Source organism: Candidatus Chlorohelix allophototropha (assembly GCF_030389965.1).
In the GTDB taxonomy this organism is placed as follows: Bacteria; Chloroflexota; Chloroflexia; order Chloroheliales; family Chloroheliaceae; genus Chlorohelix; species Chlorohelix allophototropha.
This window is the reverse complement of sequence record NZ_CP128399.1, coordinates 2,753,203-2,776,344: the sequence shown is the minus strand read 5'-3', so window position 1 is coordinate 2,776,344 and position 23,142 is coordinate 2,753,203. Positions and strand designations below refer to the sequence as shown.

The following is a 23,142-nucleotide window of genomic DNA, read 5'->3' as shown; positions in this document are numbered from 1 at the left end:
ATGCGCCGCCGCGTATCCCTTTTTTTATTTCGGTAAGTTCACCAAGTTGAAATTTTGCCACAAAATATCGTTACGGCATTTATTAATTCTAAGGTTGAGGTGTAACGGATTTTTATGGTCAGGCATGTCAGGCAGGATAAAGAAATAGCGACGGTATCGCCCATCCGCGCTCAGGTCAAAGTTAAAGTATGTGTCCGGCATTTTATCGCCTTCTGACAAGCCTATTTCGCTTAATATTTGAGGCTGCTGAAAATCATAGTTGGTTAGCACATCCATTTGTAGGTATAAGGGCGAGGCTTCTGACTCGAATCCGGGACTCTCTAAGCTGAAAGTGGTTTTAGCTCCGTAGAGATAGTAATAAAACCCCCGCTTGTTCTCGCAACTCAAACGCGATGAATCTTCCCATTCCCAACCCTGCGTATCACAACCGGAAAAATCCCAACTTTTGCTTTCTGTACTAGCATATTGTCTATCCTGCTGGGAAACCGCATATACAAAGGTGCGTCGCAATGCCGGAACGTTTTTATCCAGCGCGTACCGCACGAACCATATATGACCGGAATCTGCACGACGATAATCAATCTTTAAGCTGGCAGTGCGGTTATAACCGCTTACTCCGGTCTGTAGCACTAGTTGGGTGGCTTCGTTCAACCCATTTCGCCATAGATAAGCGCCGTTGTAACTGTCGGGCAACCCCTCGTAATAGATGGTATCGCCGGGAGAAAGCGGCAAATTAGCTTCTTTTACTTGCTCTATTGTGTCGTTAATCACTGCACCGGATTGCCACCAAGGCAAAAGCGCCAGCGCCAGCCCCGCTACGGTTGAAATTAAAACTGCTAGAGTGGGAAGCGTTGCCTTTCTGGTTTGAAGCCAGTTGAAGCATATGCCTAACGCTAGGCAGAACCCGGCAGAAGGTAGATATAGATTGCGGGATTGCAGCAAGTCAGTGGTTACGGGCGACGTGTCAAGCGCCGGAAGGTAGCTCAAGTAAAACAAGCCCAATGCAGGGAGAATTTGCCTGATTTGCAACGAGCGTTGCCGCCATAACAAATACCCCAAGCCTATATATCCAGAAGCTAGTAATGCGGCGATTGCCAGCGCGGGAATTAGCCCCACACTTTTCAGATTTAGGGGGAAAAGCAGTGGAATCCATGAACCAAGCGTTCCATTCCAGCTAATAAAGAACAAGTCGCGTCCGTTATTGTTGTAACCTCCCACACTGCCCAATACCTCGATTCGTAATGCCAGATACAAGCCGATTACCAATCCGTAGGGTAGCAGGTATAACAAAACGGTTTTGGAACGTGCTCCCGGTTTATTTGCCAGCCAACCGATTACGAGTAAAACTAGTGGAAAGGTTATCGCCGACTCTTTTGAGAATATCGCGCCGCCAAACGCCAGCAACGACAGGAGATATAACCACAACTTGCGATTCTCAAAAAAATACAAACCCGCCACTAATGCCAGCAAGCTGAAGAACGCGGCGATAAGATCGGGGCGACCTGAAATCCAGATAACCGCTTCGGCATGAATCGGGCTTAGCGCAAAAAGTACGCCTGTTGCCAGCGCAACCCGCCGATTTTTTGCCAGCACTTGCGCCAGCAAACTAACCAGCAAGCTATTGGCTGCATGCAATAACAGGTTGGTAAGGTGATAGCCCATGGGATTTAAGCCCCACAGGTTATAATCAAGCCACCATGCTAGGTTTGGAATTGGGCGGAAAAATTGGTTTTGGGTATGTTCGTAGAAGGGCTGCCCCTCCGCAGTGAAGTGGATAAATACAAAATCTTCACCGGAAAAATTGAAGCTCAGGCAAGCTCCATAGCCCAACAAGGCGAGAAGCGGTATAGCTAACCACCTCAAGATTTGCGTTTTCGCGTCTGGCTCAGAATCAGCTACTGCTGCTTTGGTAGGAACAAATTGCATGCTTTAACCGCTTAAGAATCCGTCCTCGTCGTACTCAGGTTCAGGTTCTAGGCTGCCACCCGCTTTCAGGTGTTTCAGCAATCTGGCTTTGGCAGTTATATAAGGTAGGTAAAATTCGACTTCGGGGAAATTCTGATTAATAAAACTAAAAGCTTCTTCCAACGGGTCGCCCTCAACACTAGACGGTAGAGGAATTGCCCTGCCCGGTGTAGCAGGGTTGGTGGCTTTCCCCTCAACCCATACAAACCCCAGTTCTCGAAGCGCAGCTTTAAATTGCGCGCGCCGGAAATCTTGGGGACGTGCCGCACCCACCAATGTTCGGAAAGCGCGTTCAAGCCTGCTATCGGTATCTCCACTTTGCAGGTTTGGAAACTTCTGCTTTTTTTGATCTGACTGCCCACTTTTAGCCATGCTCTAATTCTACCATGATTGACTATACGCCCCCCTTTTTATACAATCCCCTTTTGAGCAACGTAAAATGAAATCCTGCTCAAATCTAGAAGATTGGAAAGTTATGCGCAAGGCGATTATTTTAGCTTATATAGCGCAACCTCTTAATAATTCCCGGCTGAAAAAGTTTACGCAAGAGGCAGTAGCCGCAGGCGCACTGTTGATATGCGCCGATAGCGCCGGAGAAGCTGCCTTGGCATGGGATTTGCTGCCTCACTGGTTGGTAGGTGATATGGATAGTATTGCTCCAGCCGTTTTGCGTGAATTGACGGCGCGTCCTTCTGTTAAAGTTGATTCCCATCCCGCCGAGAAGGACGAAACCGATCTTGAATTGGCAATTGAGCGGGCTTTGTCAGAGGGAGCTACCGAAATAACTATCGTGGGTGGCGTAGGGGGACGGCTAGATCATACGCTAGGCAATTTGTATTTGCTGGCAATGCCAAGCCTTGCACGCTCCAAAGCTCGCGTTCGCATCCTATCCGAGAATGAGGAAGTATTCCTTTTAAGCCCTGACGATTCCCCACTGCTTTTAGAAGGCAAAAAGGGTGAACTGGTTTCACTTTTTCCTTTTAATGGAGATGCCACCGGCGTTTATACCGAGAATCTTTATTATCCCTTGCGCCACGAGACGCTCTATTTTGGACCTTCGCGCGGAATCAGCAATGTGATGTTGGCGGAGAGCGCAGAAATCAGCCTTGAAGAAGGACGTTTGTTAATAATCCACACCTTTGCCCAAAGTTAGGTTTATACTTGTTGCAATGTCGCTTTTGCTGCTTCAAACAAACGGTATAGGCTTTCTTCTACCAACGGCGAGTCGAAATGCGGATGCCATTTTAAATCTGCCAGCGAGTCGCTGATGGCGAAAGCGGTTGCCAACTCAACGCCGCGACATTGCGCCACTGCACAAAGGGCAGATGCTTCCATTTCCACCGTATAAACCCCTTCGCTCTGGTAATGACGCGCTTCGGCTATGGTTTCACGATATGGTGTGTCAATTGTCCATGTCGCCCCTTCCTTGAAAGGCACTTTTGCTTTTTCAAGGCTCTGCTTGAAGGCAAGCGTTAAAGCGGCAGAGGGCAGCGCATATTTGCCCGATTCGAGATAATGGTGTGACACTCCCTCGTCTCGGATAGCGCGATTGCACACTACAATGTCGCCGATTTCCGCTTCTTGACGAAGGCTACCGGCAGTGCCTATGCTGATAAATTTCTTCACTCCTTGCGCAATAAGCTCTTCCATAATGATAGCGGCTATCGGCGCGCCAATGCCAAACCCACCGCACATAGCCACTCGATTTTCGGCGCTTTTAAGTAGGTGGAATCTTGCACCCGTGACCTTGAGCGGTTCAGTTTCTTCGTTCTCCAGCACCTGTTTTAGCAGGCTTCGCTGGTAGCAAAGAATTACTCCCACGTTTAGGTCTTCTTCAGGAATAGACTTGCGACTACGCGCATATTTCACGAAATCTTGCGGCGTGATGAACGCTTCCAAATCATGCTTGCCGTCATAGTTGGGGTAGGGCATCGCTAAACCTCTACTTGCCAGTTGCCACTGTCGCGTGGCAATTGGTAGCTACGTGCTTCACCCTCACCATGTACCCATATCTCGATAGCACGTGGCGCAGGGGCATATTGTCCCTGTCGCTGTGCGGAAATCTTTGTCTTTCCGTTTTCGACAGCGCATTGGAAGCGAGTCAGGCAAAATTCGCCGTGCTGGTAGCCGAAGCTATGCCCGTCATCCTCATATAGCACTCCGGTGGCGCTTCCATTAGCATCTGGGTAAACTTCTAGTGTTATTAAATCTAGCGGTTTCTCGTCACTGTATTGCATTTCAGTACCAAAAGGCACAATGGTTCCGCCACGCATAAACATAGGGATTGTATCAAGCTCGGCTTCCACCAATCTGTAACCGGGTTTGGTCAAGCGTTCGTCACTCCAGAAATCGTACCAGACTCCTTCTGGCATATACACGGCGCGGGTGGTTTGTCCGGGGCGGCAAATCGGCGCAAGCATAATGGCATGCCCCACCATTACCTGATCTGAAATCTGATAAGTTGTAGTATCTTTGGAGAACTGATAAAGAAGTGGTTGCCAGATAGGTGCGCCCGTTTGCGCGGCAGTGTAAAACAGCGAGTAGAGATAGGGCATCAAGCGGTAGCGTAGAGTTAGAGCGCGGCGGCTAATTTCTTCCACTTCGCTGCCCCATGTCCACGGCTCTTTCTGGGATACTTTCTCAATACTGTGACCGCGCGAGAAAGGATAGAATGCGCCCAATTGTATCCAGCGGGCGAATAGTTCAGGCGTACCATGTCCGCCAAACCCGCCGATGTCCACGCCCGAAAAACCAACTCCCGATAAGCTCCAGTTGCAAATTTCCGCGATACTCATTTCCAAATGTTCCCACAACGTGAGGTTATCGCCCGACCAAACAGTGCTGTATCGCTGAATACCGGCAGCCCCAGAACGAGTTAGCATGAAGGGGCGTTCGTTCGGGTTAAAGCGCAACATAGCTTCGTGCGTGGCTCGATCCATCAAGAGACCGTAAACATTTTTGCCCTCGGCAAAAGTTATACGCTCTTCCGGGTCACCCATAGGCGCATCTAATGACGGGCTAGCAACCGGGTTATTGGGTGTGCCAAAAGGGTACTGACTGATGGCAGGTTCATTCATATCGTTCCAGATGCCCTTTACCCCTTCAGCTAATAGCTCATTATGCTGGTCGTTCCACCATTTTCGCACATCGGTGCGGGTAAAATCGGCGAAAACGCTCGTACCGGGCCATACACATCCGGTATATTCAGTTCCGTCCGGGTTGGTAATGAAGTAACCTTGGGCTGAACCTTCCGAATAGACATGATAACCGCCTTCAGGCTGATGCTTAACACCGGGGTCAATTATTGTTACGACCTTGAAACCTTGCGCGTTCAAATCAGAAATCAGTTTTGCCGGGTCAGGGAAATTGGTTTTGTTCCATGTGAACACCCTGAACTCATCCATATAGTCAATGTCTAGATGTATTACTTCAGCGGGGATACCTCTTTCCCGGAATTGGCTGGCAATCCCCCGCACAATCTGTTCGTTATCATAACTCCAACGGCTCTGGTGATAGCCTAACGCCCAACGCGGAGGCATGGGCATCCTACCTGTAAGGAAGGTGTAGCGTTCAAGCACCTGTGCCGGTTCAGGTCCGTATATAAAGTAATAGTCCATTTCGCCACCTTCGATTTCGATACTGTACTGGTTCGAGCGCGGGTTTCCCATATCGAAAGCGGTGCGGTGGGTATTGTTCAGATAAATTCCATAACAGCCAGTTTCTTGGCGTAGCGCCATAAAGAACGGAATCGCCTGATATAGCGAGTCCGCGCCCGGTCCGTGATCGGAAGTATATTGCCATGGGTCGGTAGTCCAGCAGGTGTAGCGCCTGCCGCGTTTGTCCAGCAACCCGCTGCGCTCACCGAACCCGTAATAATGCTCATCTTCCGGCATCGTTTTGCGCCAAATGGTTTTACCTTCCGATTCCCAAAAGACTGCCCCTTCGCTGCTATCTTCATTAATCAGCAAGCCTTGATTGTTCAGAATCGAAATCCTTGCACCTGCATTACTCAGTTTGAGCAATAGCGTCTCGGTAGTTATTTCGATTCCATTGGGTGTTGGGGTAAAAGTATAGGGAGAAGCTGGAAAATCTTCATCGGGGCTTGTTACAGACCAGCTTCGGCGCTTAGCAAAAGTGCCTCCCGGAGCAAGCCTGAAACGCACCATATTTTTATCGAGCACTGTTATAGACAGCACTGCCCCTTCATAATCCAAAAATAAAGTCTGACCTTGTTGCCAGAAACCCTTGAGGTTGCCGGGTTTCCCGGCTGATAGAGATTGTGTGGACATAACAACTAATCCTTTCTATCAAAGTCTTAACTTTAGGCATTAGAAGAGAAGATAATCGCTTTAAGACCAACTTGCACGTTTTCCGTTGCCGTGATATATTATAGGGGCTTTCGAGACACGTCAAACTGTGCGCGTATCGTCTAGAGGCCTAGGACACCGCCCTTTCACGGCGGTAACCGGGGTTCGAATCCCCGTACGCGTATCCTCTTTTTTTTCAGCCAATCCATTTTCACTTCTCTCAATTTGTCTATAAAAAGACAGCCTTTTGGGCTGCGGTTAAGTTATTTTCCTACTCAGCTAACTTGGCAACTGAATAATGAAAATACATTACTCAATTTATTTTCACAAAATATATAAATGCGATTACACTTTTTGTACTGTGCATAATATACTATTGCAATACTGAGCGTGTTATGTTATGTTATGTTGAGAGATATATTAGTTATGTTTACTGAAAGCTCACCTGCGCTGCAAAAAAGCGTAGCATCAGAACGGTCGGGCAGTTTGGATGCAAGGCGACGGAGCACAAAATCGATCCGCGCAGAATTTCCCTTCCAATCCTACTATCAAGGGTAGATTAGACCTATCCGCCGAAGAGTTCGAAAGACTTTCTTCGGTAGAGCGCGAAATTTGGTTGGCAAAGAAGCAACTAGATGAACAGCGTCGCTTGCGATTGCGTCATGAAGCCGGACGCAAGCCTGTAAATTATAAACCGGATATTTCAGCAATACCGGTTGAAATTAAACAGGATGTATTGCTGGATCGCAAGCTTGAGGATACCAAGAGCGCTTCTGAACTTGCCAAATTCGGCGATGATCACACCCGCCGCTTTAAACCGCCTGAATTCCAAACCGCTCGTGATATTCCAGTAAAAACCAGAGCCACAAATAGTTCTCGTTCGCTGCTTGATTTTATTGGTTGGACTCTGGAAGGTTTAGTAATAATTGCAGTGATGGTGGTAGTTGGCAATTGGGCTTTGCAACAGTTCGGAATTTCAATTGATTTTTCAGGTTCCGATCACAGAAATGTCAGCCCAAGCCGCCCGGATGGGCTTTTTCTCAATGTGATGGCGGAAGGCAATATCTATGTGCCGCCAACAGCTACGCCCTTGCCGGTGCCACCTACGCCAACTTTACGATCTTTGTTGCTGGTTGAAACGCTAAGCGCCAGCCAAATAGCTGTTGCGCCTACTCCTACGCCTTATATTGTTCAGGCAACACAGGTTCAACCCGGCAAGCCTAGATTTGCGCCCCCTACTCGGTTGGTAGTGCCTAAAATCGGAGTAGACTCATCGGTTCAAGAAGTCATAGTGAATCTTGGTAACTGGCAGGTAGCAGATTATGCGGTTGGATTTCATCAAGGAACTGCCAATGCTGGTGATAGTAGTAATATGGTGCTGGCAGGGCATCGTGACATCAGAGGTAGCGTCTTTCTGCGGTTAAATGAATTGATACCGGGAGATGAAATAAAAGTATATTCCAGCGCCGGTTCTTATCGCTATATTGTTTCGGAAATTATAGAGGTAGCGCCAACTGATGTGCGTGTGATGGCTCCTACCTCTGAAGGTATGGCAACCTTAATAACTTGTACACCGGTGGGGTTGGCAACCAGACGATTGGTAGTTAAAGCTAAATTGGTCGGGTGATCGTCAAGGGAGAGACAAACCTATGAACGGGGCTAAAAAAAAGGGGTCTCCTGCTGAGAAATCAAACTCAAAGAATAATAATGTGAATATGCAAAGAATAAAAAGCAAGAGACGAATACGATTAAATTGGACTAAGTGGGAAATAGCCGGGCTTGCTCTTTCCTTGCTTTTGATAATATCACCTTTGTTGAGTTTTAGCGCTGCCCTTGTAGCACCGCTTGCAGTCGGAGCTCAACTCGCCCCGCCCGGTTTGCAAAATGTTAGTAAAGGCGTAAGTACACCCACCGTTTCCCCGAACGGTAATATTTCATTTACTTTTTTGTTCAGAACTAGAGCTAATAGTGGTGACCAAACCCTTGTAACGATTCAGGATAATCTCTCAATAGGTATGACCTGTTCTGGGGTCTCGGTAACTTCAACTAATGCAACTATCGCCAACGGTTCTTCTACTTTCCCGGTTTCAGGCACAATGATGCTGATACTGGTAGTTACTTCAACAGTGAATATAGATGTTGTAGCGCAGGTTGATTGCACTGCGCCTGCCACTCCCGGACCATATACTAATCAATTTTTAGCCAATACTGCAAATGCTTCCGATCCGTTTACTACTTCTTCCGCGGTTTCGTCTACTCCTGTGGATTTCACAGTTACAGGTGTAACCGCAACGGCGACACCAACTGCGACCGCGACACCAACGGCAACCGCAACACCAACTGCGACAGCCACGGCAACTGCGACACCAACCGCGACTGCAACAGCCACGGCGACTGCGACACCAACGGCAACCGCAACACCAACTGCGACTGCAACAGCCACAGCAACATTGGCACCAACCGCGACTAGGGCAGCGACATCCACGCCAACGGCAACTACAATAGTAATAAATACACCGGTTCCACCAACACACACACCGGTTCCACCGACCAACACACCGACTAATCTGCCTACAGCAACAACGGGTGTAACAGCTAGCGCCACCCCTACCAATACTCCTGCACCAACACCCGCCTTACCGGGACAACCAATAACCACACAGGCTGCTGCTACTGTCAATCTCACTCCTCCAAGTGGGAGTGGTGTAGTAGCCGGTTCAGTAATAAACAAAAATGGTTCGGTAGCAGGCGCTCCCATTGATTTAATCTGGGTTAGAGCCGGGGGCGAACAAGTGCTAGCAAGTGCAGTTATAGACAATAGCGGGCAATTTTTCTTTGGCGGTTTGGGTAGTACCGGGCAAGGTGAAAGTTATTATCTGCGCTTCCGCAACTCAGACCCGGGTGGCTCAACCTTGCGTGGTTTCAATACTACTTCTTTCAGTTTTAGTTCCGGTTCAATTACCCGTGTTGATAATATTGATGTAACCGATGTCAGCATCGGACCTCCGGGCGCTAGCGGTTTACGTATCACTACTCCCTTTACCTTTGAATGGTTCAAGCGCACTCAGGTAGAACGCTATTCGCTTTCTTTCTTCAATAGCACCGGTCAGATGGTGCTTGATACAGGTGATCTTGGCGGGGCTACAAGCTACACCTTACCAGATGGTAAACTTGGAAATGGTCAGTTTTCAGCTCAGGTTAACGTTAGTGGTTCACAAGGAAACGGTGTTTCCAACAAGCGCTTTACCTTCGCTATTGGGGTAATTCCTACACCAACGCCTGTTCCTACTACAACGGCTGCTCCAGCCGCTACTACACGAGCACAAAGTAGTCCGATAGTTATTCCTACCGTTACCGGTCGTGCTACCACTAATGGAACGGCTACCACAACCGCTAGTACCACTACGGTAACGACTACTACAGTGGCTGCTGCAAGCCCTACTACAACCGGATTGCCGGGTGGCGCTGCCGGTGGCACCGAAATTATCGGGGTGCCACCAACCTTTGGTCCTTCACAGAATAATGCGAATCCCGATAACACCGGCAGCGGTTCAGGCGGTAGCAGCGATGCTAGCAAGCAATTGCCAAAAACCGGCGGTGAATTACCAATCGGTGGACTGGTATTGGCGGCTCTGACACTAGCTGGTCGTCGCTTCAGATTGGTGCGACAAGATCGTTAAAATAGTTGTATTAGCGCCACTGGCTTGTGGAATTAACGGTGAGACCGCTTTAAATATATGGTTTAGAGCGTTGACCTTATTTTTAGGTAAGGTTATAATTTTAAGAACGCGGAATACTTGTCTGAATCAGGTAAATCAAAAAAATACCCGATACAACTAATGGGTGATTTTATTCCTGAGTTTTCTAACTTTTTTCTAAGGAGCTAGTTCACTAATGGCGCTAGTAGGAAATCTTAAAGACTTCGGTCTGGCTGAATTTCTCTACCTCGTAGACCGGGGCTATAAGACCGGGCGTCTTACTTTGCAAAGACCCGGAGATCGCGCCGAACTTTATTTCCAGACAGGTAAACTGGTGTACGCTTCCCATTTCGGGCAAGAAGAACGTCTTGGTGATATGTTGGTACGAATGGGTCGAATCACTCAGGAACAGGTAAACTATGCCTTACGTATCCAGCACACACGCGAGCCAAACAAGCCTCTGGGTGCAATACTGGTAAGCAATAATATTATTTCTACCGACGAAATTAATAAATGCGTGCGTTTGCAAATTGAGGAAATAACCTACGGGCTTTTTAACTGGAACGAAGGGGATTTCAAATTTGAGCAAGATGTGCAGCCTCCCCCCGAAAGCCTGACTATTCCTCTGAGCGTGGAAAATATCATTATGGAGGGTACGCGCCGCATTGACGAGTGGACTCGAATTCGTGATAGAATTCCGAATCTGGATGTGGTGGTACGTTTTAGCGATCAGCCGCATGAAAAAGCTAAGGGTGTAAACCTTACACCTGATGAATGGCGCGTGTTTGCCCGTATCAATGGCTTGCACTCGATTCGCCAGATTGCCCAACTTACACACCTGAGCGAATTTGATGTTGCTCGTATCCTGTACGGTTTCCTGTCGGCGGGTCTGGTTATTATTTCCAAGCAACCGCCCCAAGCTGCTTTAAATGGTGGTTATCCCAGAACTGGGTTAGCCAGTCCTAATGCTCCCAGACCGGTCACTGCGCCCGCGCCTGCCCCGGCTAAATCAGCGCAGGCTGTACCACCGCCTGTGCAGCAACGCGCTCAGGTTCCGGTTAATGGGCAGTATAACCCAGGGTATGCGGTAGGGGTGAATGCTGCACCGGGACCCGGACTATCGGCTCAAAGTCCGCCTCTTCCACCGCAGACATTTAAAAAGAGCTTGATTCGCAGAATCATAGATGCCATATCCAGACGGTAAAGCCGGGAGGGCTTATAGTTCGTGCAAACTGTGAAGATGGTTATTACCGGAGCAGTCGCAGCCGGTAAAACCGAATTTATTAAGGCTATTAGCGAAATAGATGTCGTTTCTACCGAGCGAAAAGCTACCGACGAAACCAGCCTGATAAAGAAAGAAACCACTGTAGCGATGGATTTCGGTCGAATCGCTATTGCGGATGATCTGGTATTGCACCTCTTTGGCACACCCGGTCAGAAACGCTTTGATTTTATGTGGGAGATTTTGTCAGAGGGGATGCTTGGCTTGATTGTGCTGATAGATAGCACCCGCCCGGATACCTTCCGCGAAACTATCCGCATCATTGAATTTTTCACTGGATACCGTAAAACCCCTTTTATTGTAGCCTGCAATAAACAAGACCTAGAGAATGCGTGGTCTCCAGAGGATATTCGCTACTCGCTTCGTCTTAGTAGTGATGTTAAGGTCATTCCTTGCGTGTCAAAGGATCGGGATAGTGTCAAGAAAGTTTTGCTCGAACTTTTATACACTATTCTGGCTGATGCGGAGGAGGATTGATGAATCGCCGTGAGGAGCTGGTAGGGCATCTTCGTAAGCTTCAGGCGGCTGCGCCTGAAATTGAAGCCTCGGCGGTGGTAAGCCTCGATGGGTTAATTATTGCCTCGAATCTGCCGGATGCTGTGGAGCCTGACCGGGTTTCCGCCATGAGCGCGGCTTTGCTGGCGCTTTCAATGCGCATTTCAGGTGAATTGAATCGTGGCTTGTTGGAACAGGTATTTATTCGCGGTCTCGATGGTGATATATTGCTAATGGCGGTAGGTGAGGATGCGGTATTGACCGTTATTTCAAAACGAGAAGCGAAACTAGGCATGGTGCAATATTACATGAAGCGGGCAGCGCGCGATATTGCGAAGGTTCTGTTCTAAAGAAAAAAGCGGAGGGCGGTTTTCAAGCCGCCCTTTTTTGTTGCCTAATCTTTGCCGTCCATACTTAACTCGATAAGTACGCCGCTGCTGGATTTGGGGTGAACGAAAGCAATATCTTTATGATGTGCGCCCCGTCGCGGTTGTTGGTCAATAAGTTGCAGATTACGCTCTTTGAGTTCGCCCAAAGCTTCTGGCACATCCTCAACATCAAGGCAAATGTGATGGATGCCTTCACCTCGCTTGGCGATAAACTTGGCTATTGGCGACTCTTCGTTCAAAGGTTCGAGCAATTCAATTTTGCTTTCTCCCACAGTCAGGAAAGCTACCCGCACGCCCTGTTCTTCCACTACCTCAAAACCGATGTTTTCTAGCCCTAAGGCTTCCTCGTAAAATTTCAAAGAGCTAGTCAAATCTTTAACTGCAATACCAATGTGGTCAATTTTATTTATTGCCATTTCGAGACTCCTACTGTAAGGATGAGAAAGTACAAATAACGTTTCGGTTACTACTTTTATTATAGCCGATACTCTGAATAGTTGGTGTAGCTTGAACTAATTGCATGAACCATCAAACACCTCGCTTTTTGCGCTCTACATAAGCAGCATGAGCGTTGACCTGAATAAATTCCATTTCGGGATAACGCATTGCGCTAAGTCGTCCACCGTAAACGCAACCCTGATCCAGATTTACGGTATTGTTGCGAAATTCGGGTAGGAGTTTAGTGGTGGGCGTATGTCCATAGGCTACCAAGGGTTTGCCCCGATAATTTTCTGCCCAGTTTTTGCGCTGTTTATTGCCCTCCGGTGTAATTAATATTTCACCGTTCAGGCAGAAATTAAAGATACGGGTGGTAAGTTTCCCGATCATGTGGTCTTCGATACCGGCGTGCGCTACCACCAATTTATTTCGGTTAAGTATCATGTATGGTGGTGCGTCTTTTACAAGTGCATTGATCAATTCGCTTGCTTCCACATACTCTTTTGCACTCAAACGTTCAATCCACTCGCAGGTATTATTGGAGTCCACGCTGTCAGGTTGTTGAAAATATTTATATAAGGCATAACAATGGTTTCCGGGAGTAAAGAGCGCGTTATCGGTTTTTACCATAGCACTTACCAACCGTAAAACTTCCAGATTTTTAGGTCCGCGATTTATCAAATCACCCAGAAAAATGGTGCGCCTGCCTAACGGGTGTTGGTAAACGCCATTCTCCAACTGATACCCAAGTTTATTGAGCAATTCGCAAAGCTCATCGTAACAGCCGTGAATATCTCCGATTATATCGAAGGGACCGCGTTGCTCAGGTTTCTCTAGCGAGAGTGGCACGATTTCCACTTGAAGGTTGGAAATCTCATGTTGGTTTAGTTTGATTACTTGTTCAAAGCCTTCTTTTTGTGCGGTTTTTTCGATTTCCCAATATAGCTTAAATTGTTCTGCTACTACCTTTGCACCTACCGGCGGTGGGTCTATCCGGGCAGCATCACGCTCACGACAGAGTTTTTCGGGGGCATCTATTAATAGCAATAAAACTGCGAAATCGTGGCGGTGAGCAATTTGAAGCAATTTCCGGCGGGTTTGCACTCTCAGTGCCGTACTATCCACTATTGTAGTGCGCTTGTAGCGTAATCGGGTATCTAGCAAATTATAGAGCAAATCAAAGGTGTCTTTGTTACTTTCCTGATTACGCTCATTATCGCTAATCAGCCCTCGCAATTTGTCAGAGGAAAGTATCCAAGTAGCGGGAAAATTGCGAGTGGCAAAGGTACTTTTACCGCTGCCACTAGGTCCGCATAAAATTATTACAGTTGGACATGGGATAAAAAGGTGCGTATGGTTGGCTGATAATTGCGCTTGGTAGAGGCTAAGTTCCACAGAATCCTTGAATTCATACTAACAGAGATGATAACACCCAATCCCTGTTAGTATAGCATATCAGCTTACTTTGCGGATTTGACTGTGACCCTCGCCTGCCATTGTGACCATGTTTCGCCCTTTGGTATCTACAAAATAGGTGGCGGCAGCGCTATCAACCAAATCGGGTGTAAGGCGTGGCGGTTCCATATTGTATTTCGCCAGTGAAACTATCTGATCAACTAGGTCACGCGGTTGACACATGCGGAAGGGGCGATTGTGCGGTAGATAATACCGTTCAATCAGGTAGTCAATCGCTTTCTCATCATAGGGTATTTTCTTGCTCTTGCAGACCAATTGCCAGATTTGGCGATACTGCTTTTCGTCTGGGTCTCCGATGTTGATTTTGTACTTGATGCGCCGCAAGAAGGCTTCATCTGCAATATCCATCGGGTCAAGGTTGCTGCTAAAGGCTATCAACTGGTCAAAAGGCATTTCCATTTTTTTACCGGTTACCAGCGTAAGGTAATCGTAGCGTTTTTCAAGTGGTACAATCCAGCGATTGAGCAAATCCATCGGGCGGCATTGCTGGCGACCAAAGTCATCAATCAAGAAGATACCGCCGTTAGCTTTCATCTGGAAAGGCGCTTCGTAAACTTTGGCATTTTCGTTATAAATCAGGTCGAGACTTGCCAGTGTTAACTCCCCGCCCACAACTACCACCGGGCGTTTGATGCGTACCCAACGCGCATCGTAGGGCAAATTTTTATCCAAAGTGGGATCATCCACTGCCACATGGTTGATCGGGTCGTAGAGTTTGATTATTTGCCCATCGGATTCGATAGCATGCGGTACGTAAATATCGCCACCCATCAGGCGCGTGATGCGCTCGGCGATGGAAGTTTTACCATTGCCTGCCGCGCCAAATAAGAAGACCGAAGAACAGGAATTTACAGCGGGACCGATTTGGGTTAATACATAGTCATGGATAATCAGATCGGCGAAAGCCTTGCGAATATTTTTATGAGTGACCACTACATTTTTAATGGTCTGGAGTTTAATGGCTTTTATCGCTTCTTCCAATGGTACGGGCATTGCTCCGGCGTAAGCGGTTTTTTCCAGCAGTTCACTGGCACGCTGAACTCCTTTAGGAGTAAGTACAAATTCGTAGCCGCCATCTCCTGACCCAATCATCCCGCCGATATCTAGTAATTCCTGCATCCGCATTTCTTCCAGCAACTCTCGAATAATGCCGTAGAAAGGTATGCGTAAGCGGGCAGCCATTTTATTTCCTGTGATACGACCGTTAAAATAAATGCAGCGCAATAGCATTTCCGATACAAAACCCCGATTCAAACCTAAATCTTCCAAGTTGTTAGGAATTGTGGGAAAATAAGCCGGTTCTTCCGGGGCAGGTTCATTCTCTTCTTCTTGGTTATTTTCGCTTGTTCCAACATAATGCGGATAATCTTTCAGTTCATCGCTGATTGGCAAACCTTGTTTGCGCCGTTCCATTTCCGCTGCCCATTCTCTAACCTGTTTTTCGTGCAGCATTAGGTGAGCTAGCGATTCCATATCGCCCTTTACTTTTGCTTCACTTATAGCCGAATAGAGCGCTCTTACAACAAGGTTTTTCTCACCGTTTTTCCAGAAATGATGTGGGTAGTTGTTAGCCCGCGCATAGCAATCGGGGGTAAGGTTTGACCGATTCATTTCTTCTACGGCGGTTTGCTCAATTAAGAACTGCATTTTTAATTACCCTCTATTCAGTTAGAGATTCTGAATAATATAGAGTTTTGTGGGAAATGAGTCGGCTTTAAAATCAGGAGTAAGCCAACCACTACTGTAATACTTTACTATATTGATTGTAACGGGTAACAAGAAATGAGAAATATAGCAAGGAAATACTAAAAAAGTCCTATAAAATGTATCAACCTAATTCAAGTAATTACGTAGTACTTTTTGGCTAGGTGAGTTCCCACTGAGGGCGAATATCCAAACTCAACTCGGCAATTGCCTCTTTGGCATATCTGAACTTGAAATAGGCGGCGGCGGCAACCATTGCTCCGTTATCGGTGCACAAAATGGGAGGGGGGAAACTGATAGATATAGGTTTGGCGAGATGGGCAGCTTGCTCGGAAAGCGCTGCTCGCAACGCCTTGTTTGCGGCTACTCCACCGGCAATTATTATCGCTTTTGCCCCATGCGCTTCGGCAGCGGCTACAGTTTTGGTTGCCAGTGTTTCTACTGCGGCTTGCTGAAAACTGGCAGCAATATCGGCGACTGGTAAATCACCGTTCAAAGCCAGTGGGGTTTGCTTGATAGGTTTATCTTGTTGGTTTCCTCCAGAGAAAGGGGCAGGTTTGGGAGGCGCGGGTCGGTATTCTTCGACTTTTCGCAATACGGCTGTTTTCAAGCCGCTAAAACTGAAGTCGTAAGTACCGCGTAACCAACTACGAGTAAAAGGAAAGCGGGTTGGGTCGCCCGATTGCGCCGCTTGTTCTACCAGTGGTCCGCCGGGATAGCCCAAGCCAAGCAAGCGGGCTACTTTGTCAAAGGCTTCTCCTGCGGCATCATCCTGCGTTTTGCCGAGTAATTTGTAGTGTCCATGCCCGCTAATCAGTACAATTTCAGTATGTCCGCCCGATACTACCAAGCATATCAGTGGGAACTGAGGGGCAGGGTGCGCTTTATCGCCCGTTTGTGGTGGAATTAGCCAGTTGGAATAGATGTGGGATTCCAGATGATTTACCCCAATTAGCGGTTTCTGGCGCGCAAAAGCAATTGCCTTGCCAACGTTTACTCCAACCAACAGCGCGCCTGCCAGTCCGGGTCCGTTGGTAACTGCTACCGCGTCAATTTCAGCCCAACTTAAGTTGGCAGTTTCCAGCGTTTCTTTCAGAACGGGGGTGATATACAGAATATGCTGACGAGAGGCAACCTCTGGCACTACTCCGCCATATTTCTGGTGTATATCAATCTGAGAGGCAATTACGTTTGCCAGTATATGCCGCCCGTCACGCACGATAGCGGCGCTGGTTTCATCACAACTTGTTTCGAGAGCAAGAATGTTCATACGTTAAACTTTGGCAAATTTTTTCTCATGCATGCGGCGTTCCCTCCGCTGCTTCCACACCCGCACGCAGCCTTTGAGGTCTTCGGTGGCGGTTTTTGAAATATTCACTCTAGTGTCTAAATCCTCGATCCAATCTACTGGTACTTCGTAGATGCGCATCCCTTTTTCTTCTGCCAGCAAAAGCATTTCAGAGTCGAAAAACCACTCTTGGTTTTCAATCTGATTCAGCAAATTTTTTACAATGGTGGTGCGTCCGGCTTTGAAGCCACACTGAGCATCGGTAAAGTTATTCCAGAAGAAGAGCTTCAAGATGAGGTTATAGATACGAGAGATGATTTCACGTTTCCACTGCCGGGTAACGCGCGCGCCTTTTGCTAGACGGCTGCCGATTGCCATATCACTATGCCCGGTAATTATCGGCGCTACCAAGGGCAAGAAGCTTTGCAGGTTGGTGCTTAAATCTACATCCATATAGCTGACCACATCGGCATCGCTCTGACTCCATGCGGTGCGTAACGCCCGACCACGTCCTTTCTGGTCAAGGTGGCACACATGCACATCAGGGTAGGTCGCTTCAAGGTGACGTGCAATTTCAAGGGTGCGGTCTTTACTGGCGTTGTTGGCGATGGTTATTCTCCAGCGATATGGGAAATGCTGGCTTAGATAATCGCGCAAGGTGGTTACGCTCTTTTCAAGAATCGCTTCTTCGTTATAGACCGGTATTACTATTTCTACCAGCGCGTCTTTATCCGGCATAGTTTCTAAAGTTATCCTTCTTTTAAGATTTTTGTTTAACTATGGAAAAGTTACAATCTAAGCTTGCTAATTTTAGCATATCCCGCCTATTTTCTGAAATTCGGCTCTAGGGCTGTTGCAAGAAACGTTTTAGGGCAATAGCCTGCTGCACCGACCGGAGCGGAGGAGAAAGGGTGAGTTCAAGGGACAACCCTTGCGATTCCGGCAGGCGTTCTGACCCGTAGGGTTACACTCCCTTTCCGACTCTACAACTGCCCTATTGGTTAGTCCGGTAAGCCCAAAGTTTTTTTGATTTGCTCCAACTTTGCGCCGTGGAGTAATACCCGTTTTTGTCGGGCTGTATGTCCACTCAAAATAGTTACATCCCTTTTATGCAGCCCACACAGCTTGGCAAGCGTTTCCTGTAACGCCTCATTAGCAGCGCCATCAACCGGGGGGGCAGTCAGGTTTATTTTTACAGCCCCTTCGATTATTCCACTAACGCCGTTTCTGGAACTGCGTGGCACGACTCTAACCCAAAGGGTTACGCCCTCTTTATCTTGCTGGATTATATTTGAAGCGGACATTTGTTATTCTTCCCGGAGGTCGCGTTCGGTGGGAGGTTTGTAGCGGCTATAATCCGGGCGGGTAATATCATTGTGATTATTACCATCTAGCGGAAGGTTAGCAGACTCTTCAAAGTCATCGGCATATCCGGCGCGTAGGGAAGGGGCTTTGAATCGTTGCCCGGAAGTTTGCGGAATATTTGCAAGGGAAGTATCCTCCACATCCTCGCGTGTCAACGCCGTAGTAGCTGCCGCAGCAGGTCGCTGTGGCGCACCGGGACGCAAACTCATACGATTGAGCGTTTCTTCGCGGCTAGGCGGTTTTTGCGCCATCCCGCAGTAGGGGCAATTGTGCCATTTCAGTTTGATTACCTGCCCGCAACTGGGGCAATCTTTGCGCAGACGGGTGCGGCAACTATAGCAGTACATGAAATCAGGCTGCGTTTTAACTCGGCAAGTGGGGCAAATCTCCCGCTCTTCCAAATCCTGCAACATATATTCTTCTTGCAGTTTTTGTTCGTATTCATGTTCAAGGGTATGCTTAGGACGCACCAGCAAGTAGATTAATACTCCCGGTATGTTGAAAAAAACTACCAATAGGGTAGCAAAAATCTGGGCTACAATATCGCGGGTACGTGATTGTATATCGCGAAAAGTCCAGAAACAAAGGGTAAGCCAGATTATCACCAGAAAGGCAATCAGGAATGTGGCGATAATTTGCAGAACCGCCACTACACTATTCAATATACTTTGAACCTGATTGATTAAATCCTGGGGCATTTTAGATTCCTTTGCGCTTTATATTCGTAGGTATTGGTCAACGTTTACCACGAAAATGGTCGCGCCCCCTACCTGAACCTCAATTGGATTTGGCACATATATATCGCCACCCGGCTCGGTCATCGGTGGTAGTGGGCTGATGTAGCGATTACGTGTCTGGCAGGTAGCGCGAATAATCGAAACCACATCATTTACCAGTTCATCTTCTACACCAATAAGCAAGGTGGCGTTGCTTTCTCGAAGGAAGCCGCCGCTGGTAGTAATGCGAGTTACTCGGTAGCGGCGGGCAACCAACTTATCTACTAAGGTACCAGCATCTTTACTTTGAACTACAGCTATGACCATTTTCATAGTGTAAATATCCCTTACTGCGGGTAAATCCGTACCCGACGGAGTGGCTCACGTCCTTTGCTGGTTGAAAGCAAATTGTAACGCTCTGCCATTTGGTGTTGCAAGCGACGAATAAAAGCGTTTTGTGGCGGTAGTTCAATAGGCGTACCCTGTTCCATAACATGCGAAATTGCTTCTTCTGTTTCAAGCATAGCACGTTTCACAGGGTCAAGCATTACCGGGCTATTGTCCGTTTTGTGGCGCGGATCATCCTCATCTGAATGGCTAAGCCCGAATATTTCCGCAAGATGGTTTTTAATATGGGGCAGCGTATTACTTTTCAAAATATGGATAGGCACGCCACTGCTTTCTGCTTGCCTGATTGAAAGCGGTTTTTGACGGTAATTATTTTTCAGGGTAACTACCATGTCTGCATCTTCCACCTCCCGCACTAGGTCGGCTGGAATACCCATATCTTTAATTGCCTGTTCCAGTCGATTTTTGTTGATGCCATGAGGGAAAATACGCAGCGGCTTGGCGTTACCAACCGGCACGATTTCGGGTTTTCCGTTGCGTGAATTTACAGACGGCACATTGATTTGCATCAGGGTTGGTTCCCCCCTTTGCGTGGGCATCCGGTGGGGTTTGCTACTCCGCTCTGGTGCGCCATGTTTCAAATTACTGCCATAACCGAAAATATTGGTCATTCCGAAATCGAGTGTGGTGTTGCGCTCCGGTTGGTTCGTTTCGCTTTCGGATTCTTCCTCGTATATTTCGATTTCGCCTTTTTCGTTGCGGTATCGAACTTGGGTGGTATATTGCTGACCACGCAGAATTGCGTCCACTGTATCGGCAACATTAAGATGAACTGCTACTTTATACCTATCGCGGATTTCAACCATCACATCGAAAGTGGGCGGGGCTTTACGTTCCAGCACGGATTTTTGAGTACCGCGCCGTCGTGCTTCCTCATCGCCCAAAGTTACACTCTGGATGCCACCGATCAAATCGGAGAGCGTAGGGTTGAGCATTAGGTTTTCAAGTGATACACCATGTGCAGTGCCGATTAATTGCACGCCGCGTTCTGCAATAGTACGCGCTGCTTGCGCTTCCAGTTCGGTGCCGATTTCATCAATAACGATTACTTCCGGCATGTGGTTTTCTACCGCTTCGATCATTACGCTATGTTGCAAATCAGGACGTGCGACCTGCATACGGCGTGATCGCCCAATAGCAGGATGCGGAATATCTCCATCACCACCAATTTCATTGCTGGTATCGACAATAACCACTCGCTTACGGGCTTCGTCTGCCAGCACACGCGCAGTTTCGCGTAACAAGGTAGTTTTACCGACACCGGGTTTACCTACCAGCAAGATGCTTTGTCCCGACTCTATAAAATCCTGCACAATTTTAATAGTGCCGTAAACCGCCCTACCGATACGGATAGTAAGCCCCACCACTTTTCCGCCTCGATTACGGATACATGAAATGCGGTGCAGAGTACGCTCGATTCCCGCCCGGTTATCGTTTCCAAAATTACCGATGTGGGAAACAACGTAATGGAGATCCTCTTCGCTGACTTCATGCTCGCTTAGAAAATGCTCTTCGTTGGTATAACGGGCTTCGGGCTTGCGCCCCAAATCCATAATCACTTCAAGCAAGTCATCTCTGCGTTGTTTTTGTTCTTCGAGGGGACGCCGGATGTGAGGGGGCAACGCCACTAAGAGTAGTTCAAGATCATCGGTGATAGCTTTCTCATGGGGTAAAGCTTCCTTTTCGACAATATAAGTTTTTTCTATCATATATTACAGGGTTACCTCAAATAGTAGATTTGCCGTGTCTCTTATTTGCCCGACTTGGCTTTTTCGGGACTTGTGTGGAACCAATATTATTTTGCAAATCTGGCGACTGTTTGGATACGCTCACAGTAGTCTGCGGCAATTCGATTCTGCGGTCGCGGGCATGTGCTACCGCTTTCTCGTTTACCTTGATTAAGTGAGCGGTGTGTTTTACCAGCACTGCTTGCCTTGCAAAATATTTAAATCCCAGTTCTTCCAGCACAGTTTCCTGTTCGGTTTCGTAATCTCGAACCGCGCAGAATACCTGAGTATCCTCACTTGCCTTGATGCAAGCAAGGGCATAAAGAAATAATTCGGGCAGGCGTTCGCGTGGTAAATCTACGTTCATTATCCGCAACAAATGCTTGTTGCGGTAACTGGTAATGCGAATATAAGCGCCTGCTCGTTCGCTTTGTTCTTCACTCAAAACCCAGCCGGTTTCGCGTTCCGCTCCGGGGAAGTAGTTGCGGCTAATGTCCCAACTATCGCTGCGGAGTTGCTCGGCATGCATAACGGGATTGGGTGTTACCGCGTCATATAATCGCTGAATGTTCCACAAATCGCGTTTGCGTTGCTGGTTCAACTGTAAATCGGCGGGTTTTCTCGCTTTGGTGCGGTGATCTACCATGTATAGCGATTCATGGGTGTAGGCGTGAAAGCCGCTACTGGTGAATAAGCCCAGTTCCGCTGATTCAGTGCTGAGCCGCGCGTATATACGCTGTACTCCCTTTTCGCCCGCTTCACTAATCGTATGCTCAATTAGTTGCAACCAAGCGTTATTCAAGTCCAAGGGTTGTTCTTGTTTTTCTTCAGCCGCTTCTTCGATAATTGACTCGGCAGTTTCGATACCGATTTCTTCATCCTCAATTTGTGGAGATTCAAGGCTGGAGAATACTGCTCCGATAGTACCGAGCGAGATGACTTCCCATTCTTCGCGGCGGTGGCGTGTGCGGGCTTGCAGAAAAGCAGCCGGCTTGCTACTCTCCTCGTAGATGTAAACCGAAGAACTCTGGTGTTGCACCGGTAATTGCTGAAGCAATGCCGCGGTAAGTGGCGAAGGCGGCGACATAATAGCATTAGGCAGGTTAAGTCCTACCTCTGCTTGATGCATCTGTCCAAGCTTTAGAAAATCGCTAAAGTGCAGGTTTCTAATCAAACCGGTTCACCGCCTTGGTGAGTAAACCTGTGATAGGGCTATTCCACCATGCTGAGGAAAAGCTGGTGGAATCGCGGGTCGTTGGTTAGTTCGGGATGGAAGGCAGTTGCCAACAAGTTTCCCTGGCGCGCTACCACAATCGCTGTGTTACTCTCATCAAGCCCTGCTGCCCTATTGTCGGGTAGCGTGGCGAGTATTTCTACGCCTTTACTCTCATCTACAGTTTCGATAAAGGGGGCACGGATAAAAACCGCATGAAATTGGGGTTTTCCTAACCCTTTTATCTCCAGATCAGTTTCAAAGCTATCAAGCTGAGAACCGAAAGCGTTTCTCTTTACCTTAATATCCATTAAACCTAGTAAAGGCTGGTCAAGCCCGCCTATATCCTTTGCCAGTAAAATCATTCCGGCGCAAGTTCCCCATACGGGTTTGCCTTGTGACACCATTTCTTTTATCGGCTCAATCAGATTCCAACGGGTCATAAGCTTGCCTATAGCGGTGCTTTCACCACCCGGAATTATCAAGCCGTCAACTTCTACTAGGTCTTCGGGTAGGCGAATTTCTCTAACCTCGACGCCTATGCCCTGCAACATTTTAACATGCTCTATAAATGCGCCTTGCAGGGCAAGAACCCCTATTTTTAAGTTTTTTTTCACCAGACTAATAGTACCTGAAATTGGAATGGAATTACAGTGGGCATTGCTGTAATT

The 23,142-nt window shown here is 47.7% G+C and carries 21 protein-coding genes and 1 tRNA gene; 7 read left to right on the top strand and 15 right to left on the bottom strand.

The genetic code is table 11. The annotated features are described in order from the left end of the window. Window positions 1-24: 24 nt before the first annotated feature. Both OZ401_RS12155 and OZ401_RS12150 read right to left on the bottom strand, forming a co-directional pair. A complete protein-coding gene (locus OZ401_RS12155) occupies window positions 25-1,926 on the bottom strand; it encodes an ArnT family glycosyltransferase (protein WP_341468511.1) in 1,902 nt (633 codons plus the stop codon). A 3-nt stretch (window positions 1,927-1,929) separates the two neighbouring features. Continuing rightward, window positions 1,930-2,337, bottom strand: a complete 408-nt coding sequence (locus tag OZ401_RS12150) for a hypothetical protein (RefSeq protein WP_341468510.1) — start codon at window positions 2,335-2,337, stop codon at window positions 1,930-1,932. A 103-nt stretch (window positions 2,338-2,440) separates the two neighbouring features. Between OZ401_RS12150 and OZ401_RS12145 the strand changes: the two genes are divergently transcribed. After that, a complete protein-coding gene (locus tag OZ401_RS12145; protein ID WP_341468509.1) occupies window positions 2,441-3,118 on the top strand; it encodes a thiamine diphosphokinase in 678 nt (225 codons plus the stop codon). Window positions 3,119-3,120: 2 nt separating this feature from the next. Here OZ401_RS12145 and OZ401_RS12140 read toward each other — a convergent pair whose 3' ends face one another. Together OZ401_RS12140 and OZ401_RS12135 are read right to left on the bottom strand one after the other, a co-directional pair. Continuing rightward, window positions 3,121-3,897 carry a nucleoside phosphorylase gene (locus OZ401_RS12140; protein WP_341468508.1) on the bottom strand — a complete coding sequence of 259 codons (777 nt, stop codon included), beginning with the start codon at window positions 3,895-3,897 and terminating at the stop codon, window positions 3,121-3,123. A gap of 2 nt (window positions 3,898-3,899) precedes the next feature. Continuing rightward, a complete protein-coding gene (locus OZ401_RS12135) occupies window positions 3,900-6,254 on the bottom strand; it encodes a glycoside hydrolase family 31 protein (RefSeq protein ID WP_341468507.1) in 2,355 nt (784 codons plus the stop codon). A 129-nt stretch (window positions 6,255-6,383) separates the two neighbouring features. Here OZ401_RS12135 and OZ401_RS12130 point away from each other — a divergent pair. The 6 genes from OZ401_RS12130 (at window position 6,384) to OZ401_RS12105 (ending at window position 12,097) form a co-directional block, all read left to right on the top strand. Further along, a tRNA-Glu gene (locus OZ401_RS12130) sits at window positions 6,384-6,456 on the top strand. Between the two features lie 306 nt (window positions 6,457-6,762). Next, window positions 6,763-7,899, top strand: coding sequence for a sortase (locus OZ401_RS12125; protein WP_341468505.1), 1,137 nt, complete (start codon window positions 6,763-6,765; stop codon window positions 7,897-7,899). Window positions 7,900-7,921: 22 nt separating this feature from the next. Then, window positions 7,922-9,952, top strand: coding sequence for a hypothetical protein (locus OZ401_RS12120; protein ID WP_341468504.1), 2,031 nt, complete (start codon window positions 7,922-7,924; stop codon window positions 9,950-9,952). A gap of 214 nt (window positions 9,953-10,166) precedes the next feature. Then, window positions 10,167-11,174, top strand: a complete 1,008-nt coding sequence (locus OZ401_RS12115; protein ID WP_341468503.1) for a DUF4388 domain-containing protein — start codon at window positions 10,167-10,169, stop codon at window positions 11,172-11,174. A gap of 21 nt (window positions 11,175-11,195) precedes the next feature. Next, on the top strand, window positions 11,196-11,729 hold the full coding sequence (locus OZ401_RS12110) for a GTP-binding protein (RefSeq protein ID WP_341468502.1): 534 nt from the start codon (window positions 11,196-11,198) through the stop codon (window positions 11,727-11,729). Continuing rightward, window positions 11,729-12,097, top strand: a complete 369-nt coding sequence (locus tag OZ401_RS12105; RefSeq protein ID WP_341468501.1) for a roadblock/LC7 domain-containing protein — start codon at window positions 11,729-11,731, stop codon at window positions 12,095-12,097. Before OZ401_RS12110 ends, OZ401_RS12105 begins: the two co-directional genes overlap by 1 nt. Window positions 12,098-12,141: 44 nt before the next feature. Here OZ401_RS12105 and mce read toward each other — a convergent pair whose 3' ends face one another. From mce to pdxT, 11 genes are all read right to left on the bottom strand, one after another. Further along, entirely contained in the window at window positions 12,142-12,552 is a 411-nt protein-coding gene (gene mce / locus OZ401_RS12100; RefSeq protein ID WP_341468500.1) for a methylmalonyl-CoA epimerase, read from the bottom strand. 112 nt (window positions 12,553-12,664) lie between these two features. Next, a complete protein-coding gene (locus OZ401_RS12095; RefSeq protein WP_341468499.1) occupies window positions 12,665-13,969 on the bottom strand; it encodes an AAA family ATPase in 1,305 nt (434 codons plus the stop codon). Window positions 13,970-14,029: 60 nt separating this feature from the next. Further along, window positions 14,030-15,697 (bottom strand): ATP-binding protein, encoded by a 1,668-nt coding sequence (locus OZ401_RS12090; protein WP_341468498.1) that lies wholly within the window; start codon window positions 15,695-15,697, stop codon window positions 14,030-14,032. Between the two features lie 217 nt (window positions 15,698-15,914). After that, window positions 15,915-17,024 (bottom strand): tRNA (adenosine(37)-N6)-threonylcarbamoyltransferase complex transferase subunit TsaD, encoded by a 1,110-nt coding sequence (tsaD, locus tag OZ401_RS12085; protein WP_341468497.1) that lies wholly within the window; start codon window positions 17,022-17,024, stop codon window positions 15,915-15,917. Between the two features lie 3 nt (window positions 17,025-17,027). Beyond that, a complete protein-coding gene (locus tag OZ401_RS12080; protein WP_341468496.1) occupies window positions 17,028-17,780 on the bottom strand; it encodes a dolichyl-phosphate beta-glucosyltransferase in 753 nt (250 codons plus the stop codon). A 263-nt stretch (window positions 17,781-18,043) separates the two neighbouring features. Further along, the gene (locus tag OZ401_RS12075; RefSeq protein ID WP_341468495.1) at window positions 18,044-18,346 is read right to left on the bottom strand and encodes a DUF167 domain-containing protein; all 303 of its coding nucleotides are present in this window, start codon (window positions 18,344-18,346) and stop codon (window positions 18,044-18,046) included. A gap of 3 nt (window positions 18,347-18,349) precedes the next feature. After that, window positions 18,350-19,105 (bottom strand): zinc ribbon domain-containing protein, encoded by a 756-nt coding sequence (locus OZ401_RS12070; RefSeq protein WP_341468494.1) that lies wholly within the window; start codon window positions 19,103-19,105, stop codon window positions 18,350-18,352. An 18-nt stretch (window positions 19,106-19,123) separates the two neighbouring features. After that, entirely contained in the window at window positions 19,124-19,456 is a 333-nt protein-coding gene (locus OZ401_RS12065; RefSeq protein WP_341468492.1) for a cyclic-di-AMP receptor, read from the bottom strand. A 14-nt stretch (window positions 19,457-19,470) separates the two neighbouring features. After that, window positions 19,471-21,240 carry a R3H domain-containing nucleic acid-binding protein gene (locus OZ401_RS12060; RefSeq protein WP_341468491.1) on the bottom strand — a complete coding sequence of 590 codons (1,770 nt, stop codon included), beginning with the start codon at window positions 21,238-21,240 and terminating at the stop codon, window positions 19,471-19,473. A gap of 16 nt (window positions 21,241-21,256) precedes the next feature. Next, window positions 21,257-22,432: a hypothetical protein gene (locus tag OZ401_RS12055; protein ID WP_341468490.1), complete on the bottom strand. Its 1,176-nt coding sequence runs from the start codon at window positions 22,430-22,432 to the stop codon at window positions 21,257-21,259. A 38-nt stretch (window positions 22,433-22,470) separates the two neighbouring features. Next, entirely contained in the window at window positions 22,471-23,088 is a 618-nt protein-coding gene (gene pdxT, locus OZ401_RS12050) for a pyridoxal 5'-phosphate synthase glutaminase subunit PdxT (protein WP_341468489.1), read from the bottom strand. Window positions 23,089-23,142: the final 54 nt, after the last annotated feature.